At 58.0% G+C, this 13,393-nt stretch carries 14 protein-coding genes; 5 read left to right on the forward strand and 9 right to left on the reverse strand.

Annotation, left to right across the window (positions count from 1 at the left end):
- Window positions 1–296: 296 nt before the first annotated feature.
- Genes ACQZ6J_RS28140 through ACQZ6J_RS28150 form a run of 3 tightly spaced genes read left to right on the forward strand, consistent with a single transcriptional unit; the run spans window position 297 to window position 3,834 of the window.
- Window positions 297–1,511: an ABC-three component system protein gene (locus ACQZ6J_RS28140; protein WP_246662471.1), complete on the forward strand. Its 1,215-nt coding sequence runs from the start codon at window positions 297–299 to the stop codon at window positions 1,509–1,511.
- Window positions 1,499–1,987, forward strand: a complete 489-nt coding sequence (locus tag ACQZ6J_RS28145) for an ABC-three component system middle component 2 (RefSeq protein WP_068391577.1) — start codon at window positions 1,499–1,501, stop codon at window positions 1,985–1,987. The genes ACQZ6J_RS28140 and ACQZ6J_RS28145 overlap by 13 nt, the downstream gene beginning before the upstream one ends.
- On the forward strand, window positions 1,987–3,834 hold the full coding sequence (locus ACQZ6J_RS28150; protein ID WP_047636071.1) for an AAA family ATPase: 1,848 nt from the start codon (window positions 1,987–1,989) through the stop codon (window positions 3,832–3,834). The genes ACQZ6J_RS28145 and ACQZ6J_RS28150 overlap by 1 nt, the downstream gene beginning before the upstream one ends.
- 125 nt (window positions 3,835–3,959) lie before the next feature.
- On the opposite strand, the gene ACQZ6J_RS28155 is transcribed toward ACQZ6J_RS28150, so the two are convergent.
- From ACQZ6J_RS28155 to ACQZ6J_RS28165, 3 genes are all read right to left on the reverse strand, one after another.
- A complete protein-coding gene (locus ACQZ6J_RS28155) occupies window positions 3,960–4,487 on the reverse strand; it encodes a hypothetical protein (RefSeq protein ID WP_047636070.1) in 528 nt (175 codons plus the stop codon).
- Window positions 4,484–4,774, reverse strand: coding sequence for a type II toxin-antitoxin system TacA family antitoxin (locus tag ACQZ6J_RS28160; RefSeq protein WP_077472898.1), 291 nt, complete (start codon window positions 4,772–4,774; stop codon window positions 4,484–4,486). The genes ACQZ6J_RS28155 and ACQZ6J_RS28160 overlap by 4 nt, the downstream gene beginning before the upstream one ends.
- 81 nt (window positions 4,775–4,855) lie before the next feature.
- Window positions 4,856–5,734: a hypothetical protein gene (locus ACQZ6J_RS28165; RefSeq protein WP_244509909.1), complete on the reverse strand. Its 879-nt coding sequence runs from the start codon at window positions 5,732–5,734 to the stop codon at window positions 4,856–4,858.
- Between the two features lie 303 nt (window positions 5,735–6,037).
- Between ACQZ6J_RS28165 and ACQZ6J_RS28170 the strand changes: the two genes are divergently transcribed.
- A complete protein-coding gene (locus ACQZ6J_RS28170; protein WP_052227964.1) occupies window positions 6,038–7,144 on the forward strand; it encodes a DUF4062 domain-containing protein in 1,107 nt (368 codons plus the stop codon).
- 304 nt (window positions 7,145–7,448) lie between these two features.
- On the opposite strand, the gene ACQZ6J_RS28175 is transcribed toward ACQZ6J_RS28170, so the two are convergent.
- Window positions 7,449–8,585, reverse strand: coding sequence for an RHE_PE00001 family protein (locus tag ACQZ6J_RS28175; RefSeq protein WP_052227963.1), 1,137 nt, complete (start codon window positions 8,583–8,585; stop codon window positions 7,449–7,451).
- Window positions 8,586–9,095: 510 nt separating this feature from the next.
- Between ACQZ6J_RS28175 and ACQZ6J_RS28180 the strand changes: the two genes are divergently transcribed.
- Window positions 9,096–10,013, forward strand: a complete 918-nt coding sequence (locus tag ACQZ6J_RS28180; protein ID WP_047636069.1) for a recombinase family protein — start codon at window positions 9,096–9,098, stop codon at window positions 10,011–10,013.
- A 74-nt stretch (window positions 10,014–10,087) separates the two neighbouring features.
- Here the strand turns inward: ACQZ6J_RS28180 and ACQZ6J_RS28185 are convergent, their stop codons facing one another.
- Genes ACQZ6J_RS28185 through blh form a run of 5 tightly spaced genes read right to left on the reverse strand, consistent with a single transcriptional unit; the run spans window position 10,088 to window position 13,338 of the window.
- Window positions 10,088–10,870 (reverse strand): sulfite exporter TauE/SafE family protein, encoded by a 783-nt coding sequence (locus ACQZ6J_RS28185; protein ID WP_183079491.1) that lies wholly within the window; start codon window positions 10,868–10,870, stop codon window positions 10,088–10,090.
- A complete protein-coding gene (locus ACQZ6J_RS28190) occupies window positions 10,867–11,298 on the reverse strand; it encodes a YeeE/YedE family protein (RefSeq protein WP_047636067.1) in 432 nt (143 codons plus the stop codon). Before ACQZ6J_RS28190 ends, ACQZ6J_RS28185 begins: the two co-directional genes overlap by 4 nt.
- Window positions 11,295–11,705 (reverse strand): YeeE/YedE family protein, encoded by a 411-nt coding sequence (locus tag ACQZ6J_RS28195; RefSeq protein WP_047636066.1) that lies wholly within the window; start codon window positions 11,703–11,705, stop codon window positions 11,295–11,297. Before ACQZ6J_RS28195 ends, ACQZ6J_RS28190 begins: the two co-directional genes overlap by 4 nt.
- Window positions 11,702–12,049 (reverse strand): sulfite-sensing transcriptional repressor BigR, encoded by a 348-nt coding sequence (gene bigR / locus ACQZ6J_RS28200; RefSeq protein ID WP_112636353.1) that lies wholly within the window; start codon window positions 12,047–12,049, stop codon window positions 11,702–11,704. Before bigR ends, ACQZ6J_RS28195 begins: the two co-directional genes overlap by 4 nt.
- Window positions 12,040–13,338, reverse strand: coding sequence for a bifunctional sulfur transferase/dioxygenase Blh (gene blh, locus ACQZ6J_RS28205; protein WP_047636078.1), 1,299 nt, complete (start codon window positions 13,336–13,338; stop codon window positions 12,040–12,042). Before blh ends, bigR begins: the two co-directional genes overlap by 10 nt.
- Between the last annotated feature and the right edge of the window lie 55 nt (window positions 13,339–13,393).

The raw sequence follows: 13,393 nt of genomic DNA on the forward strand, positions 1-13,393 counted from the left end.
GAGTGCTGAGCGTCCAGCAGACGATGGTGACAGTAGCGAGATAAAGGGTCGCTATGGAATGCTGTTGCTGATAGGTGCCGACGTCAAGCAGCAAGGCAATGCGCGCTTTTCTAGATTTTCTGAGATCCTCGCACTCAGATCTAAGCTCTTGAAAGGATACGAACCTACAGCCCCTCAATTATCTTGACCGCGAAAAGGCGATATTTGCTGTTTTCCAGCGGCTTGCAGACTCCAGTCCTCGTCTGTGGTCATCCGCCATCGCGCGGCCACGCTTGGCTGACTTCCGGCGGCGGAAATTGGTTGAAAATAGCGATACTCTCCCGCCGCATGATATACTTTCGATTGCATATGTCCTTGCTACTGGTAAGACTTACACCTTATCCAAGCTACCATCTTGCTTCGAGAACAAGGCTGAAATGCAGGCAACTCTGATGTCGTTACAGAATGCGGTGAAAGACCTGCCATCAGCAAGAATCATTCTGGCAAGCGATTTCGAGAACGGGCCAAAAATCGACCCTCTCAAGATCATCCAGATTTATGAAGCCAGCGAATGGGAAACGTTCATTGACGAATGGGTCCATTCGCTCAAAACCACGTATGTCAGCGTTATGCGACCGACCGGTGCGGGAGATAAAGGCATCGATATTGCTGGGTTCTGTGACGCCGACCAGCTGCTCGGTGTCTGGGACAATCACCAGTGCAAGCACTACACGTCACCCTTGAGTTTCGGCGTAGTCGCGCCTGAAATCGGGAAGATGCTCTGGTACTCTTTCTCACAAGAATACAAAGCTCCAAGGGCATGTCGGTTCATCGCGCCGAAAGGCGCTTCGACATCGTTGTCGCTCTTGCTCTCGAATGCGGACAAACTGAAAGCGAGGGTGATTGCGGAGTGGGACAAAACCATCTCCGGAAAAATCACCTCGACCGGGCCCGTCACCCTGGAGGGAAAATTCCTCGACTACGTCGGGGATTTCGATTTTCGGATCTTTTCGGCCGAGCAGCCCCGAACGATCATCGAAGCCCATTCTAGAACGCCCTATCACATCGGCCGCTTCGGTGGCGGATTGCCCTCCCGTCCGAGGCCCGACGCTGTCCCTGTCGAGATCGGAGAGACGGAGGCGACCTATACAAGCAAGTTGCTCGATGCCTATGCAGAGCACAAAGGCGAGACAATCGTTGCGGTCTCGCATCTCGATAAATGGGCAAGTTTGAAATCCCATTTTCATCGATCTCGTGAGGCCTTTTATCATGCGGAGTCCCTGCGGGTCTTCGTGCGCGAGAAAGTGGAGCCTGGTACGTTTGAGGGGTTGCAAAACGAGATACTGGACGGGGTGCTGGACACTCACGACGGAGAACACGCGGACGGATATGCGCGCGTCGTCGCCGTAACCGAGAAAGCGCAGTCCTTAGTTCTTGACGCTCATCCTCTGAACAGAAGCGCTTTTCCCACCGACCGCCGGGGAATTTGTCATCAGCTTGCGAACGATGGGAAGCTGACATGGCGCCGTTAAAGCCTACGGTCTCGGCTTTCAACGGGTCGCTCGAAACGGGCGTGAGGGCCGTCTTCGTTCTGCATGCGCATTTCCCCCGGGCGGTAGATCTGAACCGGCTGACCGCCATGGATTATCTTGTCGTGCGAACGAGTGTCCTCGACGGACCAGCGGACCTGCATCCCCCGACGCCGATCATGTCACCCGTCACGCAGGTCCGAAGAAAGTCTGTTCAATCTGCCGTGGCGCTGATGATGTCCCGAGGGCTAGTCGAGCAGGTTATCGATGAAAGCGGGATCCTGTTCCAGGCTGGAGACAATGCGGAGTTTTTTGTCACCGCGCTTCAAACGCCATATCTCCGACAATTGTACGAGCGCGCCGAATGGCTCGCAGGTTACTTCCAGAACTGCGATGATGAAGCTTTTGACGATCTGATGCGCAATCTTCTCACCAACTGGGTCTCTGAATTTCAAGACGAAGCATCCGGACCGACATAATGACATATTCAGGCTTCCAGATCCGTCACCTTTGCTTTCACGGCTCGGGAAAAGAACCGGCGGTCGTTTCGTTTCAGTCCGGCCTTAATGTCGTCTATGGGGCTTCCGACACAGGGAAGTCCTATATTGTCGAAGCGATAGATTTTATGCTCGGCGGCAAGGCCCCTCTTCCCGATATCCCGCAGGCGAACGGCTATGATCGCGTACTGCTCGCGATTGCTTTCGACGACGGATCGGAAACGACGTTGCTTCGAAGCATGGCCGGTGGACAGTTCCAGGCCTTCGAGGGTCTGCATACGTCGATCCCGGATGCTGAGGGGACTCCCCTTGGTGAAATTCACAACGAGCGCGATGAAACGAACCTCTCGTCGTTTCTTCTTTCCAAGATCGGCCTTTCAAACAAGCGGATCAAAAAGAATGCTAAGGATGAAACGCAGGCGCTGAGCTTCCGAAACATTGCGCGGCTGGCGATCGTCAACGAGGAGGAGATCATCCAGAAGCGTTCGCCCCTGTCCGATGGGAACTATACGGCGAATACGGCAAATACGTCCGTCTTCACGATGTTGTTGACCGGCGTTGATGACACAGCGCTCCTGTCACGCAAAAGCACGTCCGCCGAAGACCAGAAGCGACTGGCCCAAATCGATCTTCTCGATCAGCTGATCGCGGATGCTCAAAAACGTATCACGACAATATCCGGCTCACGCGACGAACTGTCTGATCAGGAGGAGCGGCTTACGAGAGCGATGGACAATCGCGCCGAACAGCTCGCCTTCACCGAGGAAAAATTCAAGGCGATCTCCTCCAGAAGGCGGGCCATCATCCAAAAGCTCGAGATTACCAACGATCGATACACGGAAATTGCCACTCTGCTTGACCGCTTCAATCTTCTACGGGAGCACTACATTTCGGACTATGAGCGCCTCTTAGGTATCCGCGAGGCGGGTAGCTTTTTTTCGGTTCTCCAACAGGAGGTCTGCCCCACATGCGGTGCTTCGCCCGACCATCACGATCCCAGTGCGGTCTGCCACGGCGATGTAGCGGTGACCGTCGCAGCAGCCGAGGCGGAGATGCAAAAAATCGAATCGCGGCAATCCGAGCTGACGACTACAATTGCCGCGTTGAACGCGGAGGCGCAATCAATTCGGAAATCGCTTCCCCATATGAGGAATTCACTGAGCGAACTCTCAATTGAGATCGAGACCGTTGTATCACCTGACCTTAGAAGACAACGCGCAACATACAAGGAGCTCGCGGACAAGGGCGCGAACGTACGCGAAGCGCTCGGTCTATTTAGCAATCTGAATGATCTCACAACTCGCAAGGCCAACCTGGAACGGCAGAACGAAGGGGGGACAGGCGATGCCACGTCCAACAATCGCCTGACAAATACCGTGGCGGCCCCGTTCGCGGAACGTGTTGAAAGCGTGCTCCGGCAATGGGGTTTCCCTGCGGTCGAGCATGTGCACTTCGACACAACCGCCAAAGATCTTGTGGTGTCCGGGAAAGCGAGAACGTCCTACGGAAAAGGGCTCAGGGCCATTACGCAGTCGGCGTTCACGATTTCTCTTATGCAATATTGCGCCGACAATGATCTGCCTCACCCCGGGATCGTTGTGCTTGACTCTCCTCTGCTATCTTACCGCGAGCCCGACGGTGCAGAGGATGATCTCAGCGACACTAATCTAAATGGGAACTTTTACAGATACCTTCTCGGCCTCGACAGGGACCGACAAGCCATCATCGTTGAGAACATGGATCCGCCGTCCGATGTCGAACTCGGCAATCGGGTCATTCATTTCTCCGGAATGGCTGACGAAGGCCGCTTCGGCCTTTTTCCTCTCTAGCCGGGCCGCCGCAGGCGCCGGCTCGCCATATGGTCATTGGTGGTACAGCTTATCCTCAAGATGATCATCACGATGCGATAGTTCGTAATGCGGCGAAATCAATCGTGTTCCCGCGCCTTAAGGGATCATAGGAGACCTTTGGCACGCAAGTCGGCCGCGAAGGAGATAAGCGGCATTACGAGAGTTAGCGGCTTGTCCTTCAAAGGTTCGGCACCATAGGAAGCGTACCAGTTGGCGGCTCGCTCGCTTTTGGCATCGATGATCAGTAGAAGTCCCCCGCCCTCACCTGCAAGTCGCAGGCAGCGGAGCGCTGCGGCGGCTAGGAGCCGGCCTCCCAGTCCCTGGCCGGCAACCGTGCGGTCGGTAGCCAGTCGAGCAAGCCTGAAGCCCGGCACATCATGGCGGGCAAGACCGCGTGTCATTGCATCAGGCACAGTCGCATGATCGACTGCCGAAGGCGCGATTGTATAGAACCCAAGAATACGGCCGGGCACTGCGTCGTCGATAGCACAGAAGGTCTTCGAGGCATTCTGTTCATGGCTTTGTCGGGCAAAGCGGAGCAGGAACTCGTTCATCTGGGCGTCGCCGCAATCGAAGACTGCCCGACCGTGAGACTTAGCGATCGGTTCCTCATGCCATGCAGGTAAAGTCATAGGCTGCCAGGCAAACCGGCAATCGCCGCGCGCAGCTTGGCGTTAGGTTTAGGCGGATTTTCCAGAAGCTCAAGAATGCGAAGATGATCGCGCTTCGACACTTTTATCGTCTCGGCTTCCTCGATCACAGCCTCTGCTTCTCGCAGGGCGGATTGCGTCACGAAATCCGTCAGATCGGTATTACGAAGCGCCGCAGCGCGCACAAGTTTAGCCTTGGCCGTGGCAGGCACCCTCAAACTCATACGCTCACTGTTCTCGTTTGCTATGCTGGGCACGTCAGCCTCCATCTTTTGACGGAATATAGGCTAAAGTCTTCTCGTTGTCAATCATGTGCGCCTTCAAGGCGTACAGGTCACTCGCGCGCATTTCTATATGTCCTTCGCTTGCCTCAGGGCGTGAAGAACATTGGGATCACTGGTCAGTTGTTCAGCGATTTGCAGACCATCGCGAACGCCTTCAGGAGAAACCGGGGTCCGATTTCGACAATTGATGCCCAGTACGGACGCAAAGTCTGCAGATAGTCCAAGCCTTGGATGCGACCAATTGATCGCTTCGCCAAGCGTAATCCAGTCCAAATCTAGTCGATCGAAAATCGCCAGATCGACGTAGAAATTTGCACCCGCAATCCCGCCTGCCTTTCCCGACGACTCGGCGACATAGGCCTTGGTGAAGGCAAAGTTCGCCTGGAGTTGTGGGATGATGTCAAAGGTAGGTCGCACTGATGCCGCTTCACGAACGGCCTGCTCCGAGTTGATCCGACCCTCCTCCAATCGGGCGAGTATGGATCGTAACTGGCTAGCCGAGGCATCCATGCCCGCCCGCCTCCCGCGCATGCGAAATCCGCAAGCCAACACCATGCGGGCGCCAGGATGTCCAGCGGCGGTTTCGAAGTCTTTGATTTCGCTGAACAGGCCCCAGGAGCGTACCAGGAAATCGTACGTTACCGAAGGCGATCTCAGCGAAAGATCGCGGTAGGCGACCGCTCCATCGTTCATGACCAGCGTCGGAAAATGGCGCGCACTGTGGCTTGCGACGATTTTATGAAAACCGCGGAGCCGCCGCAACGCCTCCTTTGATTTGGCGTGAAGCGGATTGAAATCCGCAGCTGCAATCATGCCACCATAACCCAGCAGATCAATCCAACATGCGATGGAGACTTGGAACGGATATGACGCACTTTTACCGACGAGCGGTTGCGCGATTGGTCCGGCTACCATGGATTCCATATCGACCTGTTTCCATGTCACTTTTGGCCGCTCTCCTTCAGGACTGATCGATCATCGTGTGCTGTTTCGATGGCCCGAACATGCAGGATTCTGTCATAGCCAGATACATTTTTTTCAGAGCGAGCGCCGTATCGGGGCTGATAAACATGGGACTTCGATATATTTCCTGAAGATACCCGCCGACTCGCTCCAGTTCGGTTCGGACCAGCGCACCGGGGAAGCTGTGGAGTACTGCGTGCCGCGTAGCCACCTTTACCTGCAGTCATGGACCTTTTCGACGGACACAACTAATGTTTTACCCCGTTGGCCTCAGAGGAACCAAACGTGCACGACAAGCGGTATCAGGTCTTCATCAGTTCGACATTTCAGGATCTCCGCGAAGAGCGCCGCGCGGTACAGGATGTAATCATAAGCATGGGGGACTTTCCTGTGCAAATGGAGTCCTTTCCAGCCGCCGACGAAGATCAGTTCGAGTTTATCAAGTCCCTGATCGACAAGTGTGACTACTACGTCCTTATCATCGCGGGACGTTACGGCAGCCCGGCCGAAGACGGCATCAGCTATACCCACAAAGAGTTTCGATATGCCGTGGAGAAAGGTGTCCCTGTTCTGGTGATGCTTCACGGAGAACCGGGAAAGATCCCGGCCGAGAAGCTCGAGCCAGCTGATGCGGGACGGCAATTTCTGAAAGATTTCATCAAGGAGGCTGAGCACAAGCGCCTGCGGAAGACTTGGACGACACTCGGCGATCTTAAGTTGGCTGTTCGTGAGGCCCTAGATCACGCGAAGGCGACCAAGCCGCGTGTAGGCTGGATTCGAGGAGACGCTGTCGCAAGTATCGACACGCTTGAGGAATTGAATGAGGTCCGCAAAGAAAATGAAAAATTCCGTGTTGCGCTGGGAAATCTCAGCGTAGAGATACCGCTTCCCAAGTTACCGAACGCCGATGAGCTAATTACTCTGACGCTACTTCCGTTGACCTCGAGCAATGACAAGAAGCGCGGGAGCTCCGCCAAAATCCAGGGGTCCTGGATATCCTTCTTTCCCTTATTCTTCTCCAATCTCGACGTCTCCACGAACGACTGGAATGGGGAGTATTATTTCAACATCGATCACGACGACTCATGCATAATGATCGCGTCGGCAATCGCGGGAGAGTTGGCGACAGTCGACACGACTGGCTGCTTCAAAATCTCGCGGAGCACACTTGAACGTTTGATCTCCTATTACACAGAGGCCGGACTGATGATCGCCAATGGTAACGAGGGAACCACTCCCTTCACGGAGACGGCACAGCGCCTGGCACGACGTCACCATGTCGTCGGAAGCGCATCGCCGTTCGCGATCATTGAGGGCGAAGTTACCGTCACGACGATCGGATCCACGGGCGGAAACTTTTCGAGAGATCTGGACGACGATATCCCGTTCTAGCGCCGATTCCTACGATCAACCTTGGGCGGACGGCATTCTGTATTCGCAGTGATGCGGCAGGACATAACAGAGAAATTAGGTCGTGGCCGGATCAGCTTCGACGTCGCAGCGAAAGTTGGCCAATATGTAATCAAGGTTTCGGAGGCTGGTCAGGATTTCCGCCTTCCCTCCCTTTCATAGAGGAAAGAGGACTGCCCGAGAAGCCTTGCGAAGCCTCGGTGAACGACCATCTCGGCTGAAATATTGGGATTGAACCCTGCGAGCCTGGGACGCGGATCCGCGGAGGACGCAGCTTTTTCAGCGCTCAGAGTATCCCCCACGCCCGAAACCTCCCCCGCCCGGTCATCTCGCGCAGGCCAAGCTCCGAGACGATCCGCCGCGCCGCCTGCGGCGTGACCTCGAGCGTTTTCGCCACCATCCCGGCTGAAACAAGCGGCTTTGCCATGACGAGCTCCACCAGTTCCGGCAATCTCGATGACGTCCGTCGCCCTTCCAGTTTCCGCTCGAACAATTTTCGCGCGAGCGTCAGCCGATCGTGCTCTTTCAGGCCAATCTCGGCGGCCGCCAAAAGACCGTGGGCAATGGCGAGCAGTCGGGTTTCCCGGTCGCGGTGGCGGCGCCGATTGACGGGAATGGTTTTGAGGCCGAGATTGATGGCGGCGAGATGCGCGCCGGTCGTGACGTCGGCCTGGCGAAGGATCGAGGCCGCAAACAGCCGGCCGAGCCATGGTGCGTGCTGAAGGACCGAAATCTCGTTCCAGGCATCGAGGGCGACGATCGCCTGCAGCACTGTTGGCATATCTTGAGCCTGCCGCAGCACGCCGCGCCATTCGTCGAGCCGGGCATCCTCGTCCCAGTCGAGATCATAGATCATCGGATCTTTGTCTTGGCCACCGGCGCGGCCGGGACGCGTCGCGTTTTCGATCGCCGCCTCCGATCGGGCGAGCACTGCATCGATGGCGGCAAGATCAACACCGGGAACATTTTCGACGTCTTCGACATCCTCCCCCTCCGGATACTTCACCGCGGCCGCCGGCGGAATGACGCCGGCCGCTTCCATCGCCTCGGCGCCGGTCGCAGTGATGTCCGACGTTTGTCGCAGAATTCTGATACCCTCTGGCGATAACGCCCAATCTGGCGACTGCGCAACAATGCGCCGGCGGGTGCGCAGCACGTCGCGGGCAATGGTGAGTTCGTGGGTTGGGGTGCGGATATCGCGGGTGGCATCGTGGAGGACGAGGTCTTCGAGATGGACGAGCTCGCCGTCGATCCACAGCGAGGCGCAGGCGTCGGCGAAATTCTGGCGTTCGAGGAAGCCGGCGCCGACCGGTGAACGGGCGATGCGCTCGTCGAGACGGGTAAGCGCGACACCGGCGTCGAAAGCCGGCGGCATCAGGGCTGTCATGCTGATTCTCGCGAGATCGTAAGCCATTGAAATCATGGTAAATGATTTGCTAAAGGAACTCTAGTACAATATTACTGTTCCTCACATGGTATGATTGTTAGGTGCGGCTATAACCATCGATAAGTACCCCTTATCGATGGTAGATTGATTTCGCGGCGCAAATCAGATGTCGGTCGGCCTGAATGAGCGGAAACGCTTGGTTTTCCGGCCTTTCAGGCAGCTTTCGGCGAGGATCGGCGGAATAGCGGTGGATACAAGAGCCTCGGCGAGGGGCACTCTTCTCTCAGGCCAGCGCGGATTTCTCTGCAATCCCTCCCTCGGTCAGCGCTTCTTACCCCTCCCCTCCCCCGAACGCCCTAGTTTCCGGCATTTCCGCCAAGGATGGCCGCCAGGGTGCGTTTCACGCCGATTGCTGCCGGATGCCCGTTCGACATTGGATTTCGTGTCTGGCGGGGCTGCATTTGCCCGATAAAACACGCTTGCAACTGTTCATTTTCTCACGCATTCATTATCTGTACAGAGCACCGGAAAATTGGGCGAGAAACCATGGCAAAACGGCAAGCCGCCAAACCGTCGCCGGCCACCAGACGTCTTATCGGTTATGCACGCGTCTCCACCGACGATCAGGTCCATGACGCACAGATGGACGAGTTGCGCGCGGCCGGCTGCGAGCGGATATTTCAGGAGCACGGATCCGGCGCATCACGGGCCCGGCCGGTTCTGACCAGACTGCTCGGCGAGCTCGCCGCTGGCGACGTGCTCGTCGTCGTCCGGCTGGATCGCCTCGCTCGTTCGGTCAGTCATCTCTTGCAAGTGATCGAGGATCTTGAAGAGCGCGGCGTCCATTTCCGATCGATCCGCGATCCGATCGACACGTCCACACCGCAGGGCATGTTCTCCCTCCAGGTTCTCGGCGCCGTCGCACAGCTTGAACGGGCGCTGATCGCCGAACGGACCAAGGCAGGTATCAAGGCCGCGAAAGCACGTGGCAAGTTGCCGGGCAACCCCGGACTGCGAGAGCGGCGGCCAGAGGCAATCAAGGCGGTGTCGAAGGCACGAGAAAAACTCTATCTCGACGAGCTGATCTCGTCCGCGCAGACCTGGCTGCCGATGGTGCGACAGCTCCGCCCGCAACATAGCTGGGACAACGTTGTACGGGTTCTCAATCGCCGCGGCCATGACTGGACGGTGGAACGCCTGCGCCGCGCGGTTCATCGGATGGTTCGCGAAAAGCTCGCGGACCCCGAATTGTTGGCCCGCTCTCCCCGTCGGCCGGTCGACGATCACCAGATGAAGCTCGTTGCGGCAATCGCTATCGCGGATCCGAGCTTGTCACTGCGCGACATTGCCGGACAGTTGGATCAGATGGGAGAGCGTCCGGTTCGCGGCGGCCGGAAATGGCAGCCCTCGTCAGTAAAAGCGCTCATGGACGAGGCATTTCGCTTCGGGCTTCTTCGGGACTGACGGATCCTTGATGGTGCTACGTCACCGCGTTGGGCTCCGCAACGCCGCACGAACGCGTCATTGTAGGCGCAGCATCACCCTGCAGTCCTGGATGCCACGCTCCGGTAGAAGATGTAACCTGCGACGACAAAGATGAGCACCGCAAACAGTCGGTTGAGTATGTTCTTGTAGGCGCTCAGACGCGTTGCCAGTGTCAAGCCGAGGAGGCCGCCTGCGATGCCGCCACCGATGAACTCTGCGGCAAGCCACCAGTCCACCAGTCCGGACGCGGCATAGTTCAGCGCGGTTGCCAATCCGAAGGCGCCGACGGATAGGAGCGAAGTGCCGATCGCGTTGATCATCGGCATGCCGGTCGCCAGCATCAGAGCCGGCACGATCAGGAAGCCTCCGCCGATCCCGAAGAAGCCTGACGCCGCTCCGGCGGCCAGCGCTACGGCGGCTGTGATAAAGCACATCCTAAGGTCGACCGGCCGGTTTTCGGCCGACGTCGGCTTCCTGGGCTTGAGCATCAGGACGCCGACGACGACCATCAGAATTCCAAACAGGAAGATCAGCCGGTCTCCGTCCATCGCCTTACCGAGGCTTGAGCCCGCCAGCGCGCCAAGGACGCCGAGCGCCGAAAAAACCGCGGCGCAGCGCCACCACACGTGCCCCTTCATGGCGTGGCTCGCGAAGTTGGCGAAGGCGTTGACGGAGACTGCAAGCGCGCCGGTTCCGATGGCCACGTGCGGCTGCGCGACGCCGACGACGTAAAGAAGGAGCGGGGTCGCCAGGATCGAGCCGCCGCCACCGAGAAGGCCGAGCATGAAGCCGACGATCCCGCCGGAACCGACGGCCAGTAGAATGGAGTCACTCATGTCCTTCTGCTCCAAACCCGGTCGTAGAATGTCATGCCGATTAGCATGGCGACCACGAACAGCAGCGTCTGTGGAATACCGACCGACATAGAGGCGACGGCCGGGCCGGGACAGAAGCCGCCGATCCCCCAGCCGAGACCGAACAGGGCCGAGCCGATGACCAGCGGCACGTCAATCTTCCGGTTCGTGGGCACGTGGAAGGTGTCGTCGAAGACGGGACGGCGCAATCGCTTCATCACTTTTACTCCGATGAAGGCCACGGCGACGGCGCCGCCTAGGACGAAGGCAAGGCTTGGATCCCAGTTTCCGAAGACGTCGAGGAAGCCCTGGACGCGAACCGGATTGAGCATGCCCGAAAGCGACAGTCCGAAACCAAAGACGATGCCAGAGGCGAGGGCGGCGCCGAACTGAAAGATGTTTCTGTTCATAATCCGATACCTCGTAGAACGGTGACTGCGATAATCCCGGTCGATAGGAAGGTGGCGACAGCAACCATCGATCGCGGAGAAAGGCGGGCAAGCCCCAGCACGCCGTGGCCGCTAGTGCAGCCGGATCCCATGCGCGAGCCAAAGCCGACCAGCAGTCCGGCGACGATTATCAGCGGCCAGCCCGCTGTAATCTCGACGGTCGGCCATCCACCGGCGAGCAGCAGGTAGACGAGCGGCCCGAGCACGAGGCCAAGCACGAACGCAAGATTGGTGATCAGGCCGATACCTTGGGCAAGGCGGCCGACGATGCCGCTGATGCCGGCGATCCGGCCGTTCAGAAGCAGGAGCATGACCGCGGAGGCGCCGATCAGCATGCCGCCGCTCAGCGACTGGAGATAGATGGTCATGTCGCTTCCTTTACACAGAAGATGTCATAGAGGGCGGAGACCAGTTGCGCGGCCTTCTCCTCGGTCAGTCGGTAGTAGATCTGCTTTCCGTCCCGCCGGGTGTCGACAATGCCGGAGTTTCGCAGCACGGTCAGATGCTGCGAAAGATGCGGCTGATGGATGTCGAGCTTTTCCTCAAGCACGCCGACCGAGAACTCGCCCTCGACCAGCGTGCACACGATCAACAGCCGGGCCTGGTGAGACAACGTCTTCAGGAGATCGGCAACCTCGCCGGCCCGGCCGGCCATCTGGGCGGGAGAGAGCTGCACCTTCATCACGTTCTCTGAGTTGGTGCTCATTCCCATGCGGCTCCCTGCAATGCGTCGAGCGGAAACTTGAGGTAGCGCATGCCATTCGCTTCCGGTTCAGGCAGACGACCGCCCTGGATGTTCACCTGCAGGGCATGCAGGATAAGCTTCGGCATGGGCAGCGTCTTGTCGCGCTTCGTCCGGAGCGCCACGAACTGCTCTTCGGTCACGCCGGCAAGATGCGGGTTGGACTTCTTCTGCTCGGCCACCGTACTCTCCCAGCGCGGAGCGCGACCTTCCGGCTGGTAGTCGTGTCCGGTGAAGATGCGGGTCTCGTCCGGAAGAGCAAGGATGTCCTGGATCGACTTCCAAAGGATGCGGGCGTCGCCACCGGGGAAGTCGGCGCGCGCCGTGCCGCTGTCAGGCATGAACAGGGTGTCGTGGACGAAAGCTGCGTCTCCGACCACATAGGTGATCGAAGCGAGCGTATGGCCTGGCGAGAACATCACCTTGGCGTCGATGGTTCCGATCTTGAACATCTCTCCATGCGCGAACAGCCGATCCCATTGCGCGCCGTCGGTGGCGAGCTCGGGCCAGTTGTAGATGCCCTTCCAGAGCTTCTGAACATCGACAACACGTTCGCCTATTGCGGTTCTGGCACCGGTCTTCTCCTTGAGATACTGGGCTGCGGAGAAATGATCGGCGTGAGGATGGGTGTCGAGGATCCACTCGACCGTCAGGTCATTCTCCTTGACGTAGTCGAGGATCGCGTCGGCATTGATGGTGCCAGTGGCTCCCGCCTTCTCATCGAAATCGAGAACGGGATCGATGATGGCGCAGCTGCCGGTTGCGGGATCGGACACCACATACTGGACGCTCCAGGTGCGCTTGTCGAAGAAGCCCTTCACATGCGGTCGGCTTGCCGCGTTCTGCTTGAGCCAAGCCGCAGCGGAACTGACGTCAAAGCCGTGGGCACGTCCGAATGCAGCGACCTCTTCGGCAGCCATCCGCCCGTCCAGAACCTCACCGATCAAGTACAGGCTGAGAGATCTCGTGCCCGACTTGCAGTGCGCGAAAACCGGTCCTTCGGAGGCATCAAGCGCCTTCTGGAACGCGCGCACGTCCGCTTCGGTGACAGTGCCGAGCGTGACCGGAACGAAGGAGTAGGAGAGGCCGCAATGTTCGGCTGCTTGGCGTTCGGCCTCCGATCCCGGCTGTGTCGCGTCCTCAGCGTCCGGGCGGTTGTTGATGAGCATAGCAAATCCCCTGTCCCTCAGGGACCTGATGTCGTCGACGCTCGGCTGCGGCGAGACCGACAGCTTCTCAGAAATCTTAATGATAGACATGGCTGGCTCCGAAGTCAGATGAAACATTATACATTCTAATATAACGTATATTGTG

This window comes from Rhizobium sp. A37_96, from assembly GCF_053521765.1.

What these genes read in the sequence shown, in the direction of transcription:
- ACQZ6J_RS28145 (WP_068391577.1), top strand. Translation starts at nt 1,499, where the DNA reads ATGGCGCCGTTAAAGCCTACGGTCTCGGCTTTCAACGGGTCGCTCGAA.
- ACQZ6J_RS28150 (WP_047636071.1), top strand. Translation starts at nt 1,987, where the DNA reads ATGACATATTCAGGCTTCCAGATCCGTCACCTTTGCTTTCACGGCTCG.
- ACQZ6J_RS28155 (WP_047636070.1), bottom strand. Translation starts at nt 4,487, where the DNA reads ATGACTTTACCTGCATGGCATGAGGAACCGATCGCTAAGTCTCACGGT.
- ACQZ6J_RS28160 (WP_077472898.1), bottom strand. Translation starts at nt 4,774, where the DNA reads ATGGAGGCTGACGTGCCCAGCATAGCAAACGAGAACAGTGAGCGTATG.
- ACQZ6J_RS28175 (WP_052227963.1), bottom strand. Translation starts at nt 8,585, where the DNA reads ATGATTTCAATGGCTTACGATCTCGCGAGAATCAGCATGACAGCCCTG.
- ACQZ6J_RS28180 (WP_047636069.1), top strand. Translation starts at nt 9,096, where the DNA reads ATGGCAAAACGGCAAGCCGCCAAACCGTCGCCGGCCACCAGACGTCTT.
- ACQZ6J_RS28185 (WP_183079491.1), bottom strand. Translation starts at nt 10,870, where the DNA reads ATGAGTGACTCCATTCTACTGGCCGTCGGTTCCGGCGGGATCGTCGGC.
- ACQZ6J_RS28190 (WP_047636067.1), bottom strand. Translation starts at nt 11,298, where the DNA reads ATGAACAGAAACATCTTTCAGTTCGGCGCCGCCCTCGCCTCTGGCATC.
- ACQZ6J_RS28195 (WP_047636066.1), bottom strand. Translation starts at nt 11,705, where the DNA reads ATGACCATCTATCTCCAGTCGCTGAGCGGCGGCATGCTGATCGGCGCC.
- bigR (WP_112636353.1), bottom strand. Translation starts at nt 12,049, where the DNA reads ATGGGAATGAGCACCAACTCAGAGAACGTGATGAAGGTGCAGCTCTCT.
- blh (WP_047636078.1), bottom strand. Translation starts at nt 13,338, where the DNA reads ATGTCTATCATTAAGATTTCTGAGAAGCTGTCGGTCTCGCCGCAGCCG.